4 protein-coding genes are annotated in these 3,192 nt (G+C 74.9%); all 4 read right to left on the minus strand.

Translation table 11 applies throughout. The features are described 5' to 3' along the window. Window positions 1–1,443, minus strand: a 1,443-nt coding sequence (locus FA014_RS18920; RefSeq protein ID WP_230323425.1) for a mechanosensitive ion channel family protein, incomplete at its 3' end; no start/stop codon positions are given. A gap of 104 nt (window positions 1,444–1,547) precedes the next feature. Further along, window positions 1,548–2,420, minus strand: coding sequence for a prenyltransferase (locus tag FA014_RS18925; RefSeq protein WP_154731160.1), 873 nt, complete (start codon window positions 2,418–2,420; stop codon window positions 1,548–1,550). Continuing rightward, window positions 2,417–2,743: a lycopene cyclase domain-containing protein gene (locus tag FA014_RS18930; RefSeq protein ID WP_154731161.1), complete on the minus strand. Its 327-nt coding sequence runs from the start codon at window positions 2,741–2,743 to the stop codon at window positions 2,417–2,419. Before FA014_RS18930 ends, FA014_RS18925 begins: the two co-directional genes overlap by 4 nt. Beyond that, complete coding sequence (locus FA014_RS18935; RefSeq protein ID WP_328288225.1) at window positions 2,740–3,096, minus strand: lycopene cyclase domain-containing protein; 357 nt, start codon at window positions 3,094–3,096, stop codon at window positions 2,740–2,742. The genes FA014_RS18930 and FA014_RS18935 overlap by 4 nt, the downstream gene beginning before the upstream one ends. Window positions 3,097–3,192: the final 96 nt, after the last annotated feature.

Below are 3,192 nucleotides of genomic sequence, written 5' to 3' on the forward strand. Positions count from 1 at the left end.
CGGCACCGCGTCGACCTCGTCGGGCGCGCCGCCCGCGCCGGCCGCCGCCAGCGGCACCGCGGCCGTCCCCGGCGCGGGCACCACGGCGACCTTCCGTCCGCCCGACGACCGCCCCGCGGTGCCCTCGGCGTCCTGCCGGGCCTCCGCGGCGTGCTCCTCGCGCTCGGCGATCACGTCCTGGCCCGGTCCCGCGAACGAGCCGGCGCGCTGCATCGCCTCCACGCTGCCGGTGAACAACCGCGCGTCCAGCTGCCCGGTCTCGGGTGCCGGCTCCACGACGGCGTGCGCGCCGGTGCGCGGCCGCCGGGCCTGCGGCGCCGGGGCCTCCGCGAGCGGCAGCGGCGCACCCTTCGTCGTCTCGATGCGGGTGCGCGGCAGACCCTGGGGCGCGCTGCGCTGCAGGTAGGACACCAGGCCCTCGCGCAGGTAGCACCGCAGGTCGAACAGCGTCGGCGCGTCGACCGCCGAGGCGAGCGCGCGCAGCCGGACCACGCCGTTCACCGCGTCGGTGACCTGGAGGATGCCGACGCGGTGGTCCCACAGGTCGGTGTCGGCGAGCAGCCGGTTGAGCTCGGCGCGCAGCTCGTCCACCGGCGCCCGCCAGTCGACGTCGATCTCCACGGTGCCGAGGAGCTCGGCGGCGCGGCGGGTCCAGTTCTCGAACGGCGTCTGCGTGAAGTACGTCGACGGCAGGATGAGCCGGCGGTCGTCCCAGATGTGCACGACGACGTAGGTGAGGGTGATCTCCTCGATCCGGCCCCACTGGTCCTCGACGATCACCACGTCGTCGACCCGGATGCCGTCGGTGAACGCGATCTGCAGGCCCGCGAACACGTTGGCCAGCGAGCTCTGGGCCGCGAGACCGGCCACCACGGACAGCAGGCCCGCGGACGCCAGGAGGCTCGCGCCGAACGCGGAGACGCCCGGGAAGGTGAGCAGCACGGCCGCCACCCCGACGATGACCAGCACCGCGACGGTGATCCGCCGGAGCAGCTGGACCTGGGTGCGCACCCGGCGGGCGTGCCGGTTGTCCTTGACGTCGACCCGGTACCGGGACAGCGCGAGGTCCTCGACCACGAACGCCAGGGTCCCGACGAGCCAGGTCGCCGCGGCGATCAGCGCGATGAGCAGCACGTGCCCGATCGCGCGCATCCAGGAGGTCTGCCAGTCGGCGTCGGACACGGAGATCGCGAGCGCCACCCACACCGCGATGACGATGAGCACGGCCCGCAGCGGCCGCTTGGACCGCCGGGCGAGGTCGGCGGCCAGGACGGACTTCTTGGCGACGGTCCGGACGACGGCGCCGATCAGGACCGCGGCCAGGAGGGCCACCACCACGGCGCCGGCCACCCAGAGCACCGGGACGAGCACGTCCCGGGCGGTGTCGACGGCTTCCTCGGTCGTCGCGGCCTGCACGGCCGCCTGCGTTGCTGCACGGATCACGCGAGCCATCGAACACGCCCGCCCCGCGCGTCACCACCCGGGGCCGGGTGCTCCGCCGACCCTGCGCACGACCTGCACACCGCGGTGCGCCGCCGCGCCCGGGCTCAGGTCGTCAGCGCGATCGCGATCAGCAGCATCGTCACCAGGAACCCCACGACCAGGTTCAGCCAGAGGAACGTGCGCCACCCGGCGTTCGCCCGCTCGCAGTCGTCGTCCCGGACGGACCAGAACCGCGCGGTGCTCGCCGCGTAGACCAGCGGGAGCACCGCCGCGAGCCACCCCGGCCACGGCAGCACGAGCAGCACGGCGGCGGCGAGCACGTAGGCGACGGTCGCGAGGACGACGGTGGCGTGCGCGCCGAGCACGGTCGCGACCGACCCGATGCCGCCCTCCCGGTCCGCCCGCACGTCCTGCACCGCGCCGAACGCGTGCGACGCCATCCCCCACAGCACGAACGCCACCAGCACCGGCCACACCGAGCGCGACCCGAGGTCCGCGCCGACCAGCACGAGCGCGTAGAGCAGCGGCCCGACGAAGTGCATCGCCGACGTCGCCGAGTCGAGGACCGGGCGCTCCTTGAACCGCAGCACCGGCGCCGAGTACGCCACCACGAGGAACACGACGACGAGCAGGGTGAGGCCGGCCGCGAGCGACCCGACCGCGAGCAGGTAGACCAGGAACGGCAGCACGGACAGCCCGCTGGCCCACAGGATCCGGCGGTGCACGACGCGCGCGACCGCGGGGTCGGCGAGCGCGCCCTCGATGCCGCCCTTGCGGGGGTTCTGCAGGTCGGACGCGTAGTCGAACACGTCGTTCACGCCGTACATCAGCAGGTTGTAGGGGATCAGGAAGAACAGCGTCCCGATCACGAACGTCAGGTCGACCCGGCCCTCGGTCGCCAGCAGGTAGCCGGCGGCGAACGGGTACGCGGTGTTGATCCACGAGAACGGCCGCGAGGCCGCGAGCACCTGCCTCACGCGGTGCCCTCCGGGGTCCCGGCGGCGGCGCGCGCCGCCGACCGCCGCTCGAGCACCGTCCACAGCACCGGCATCGCGAGCGCGGCCACGACCGCGTAGAAGAAGTCCTCCAGCGGAGCCCCCCACAGGTAGACGCCGAGGATCTTGTCCTCGTCGAAGACGTACAGGTCGGCGGCGATCATCAGGGTGTCGAACACCATGGTGAGCAGGCACAGCACGAGCGCGCCCCCGACGACGGGGCCGGGCCGCATCCGGCGCAGCACCCGCCAGGAGGCCGCGACGACCGCGGCCAGCACGAGCACGTTGAGCACGATGTTGGTCACCGGGCCGCCTCCCCGGCGGTGCCCGCGGTGCGCGTGCGCCGCGCCGCCAGCGCGCGGTCGATCCCGCGCCACGCGAGCAGCGCGTTGTAGCAGAGCAGCGTCAGGAAGACCGCCTCCTCGAGGGGCAGGTCGGGCGCCAGCAGCAGGCCGGTCATGTGCGGGCTCTCGCCGCGGGCGAAGATGCCGAGCAGCAGCCCGGCGACGTCCCAGAGCAGGAAGCCGACGACGCCGGTGCCGACGCACAGCGCGGCGCGGCGCGGGGCGTCCCAGAACGCCAGGCGCCACCGGCGGTCGACCAGGGCGAGGCCGCCCAGCGCGAGCAGGAGCGCGCCGAGGTAGGCGAACCGGATCACCGCGCCCCCGCCGGGAGGGCGTCGCCGTCGGGGACCGCTCCGTCGTCGGGCCGCGCGCCCGCGGCACCGGGGTGCGCCGCGGCGGCGCCCGCGCGG

Source organism: Cellulomonas hominis (assembly GCF_005239125.1).
Lineage (GTDB): Bacteria > Actinomycetota > Actinomycetes > Actinomycetales > Cellulomonadaceae > Cellulomonas > Cellulomonas hominis_A.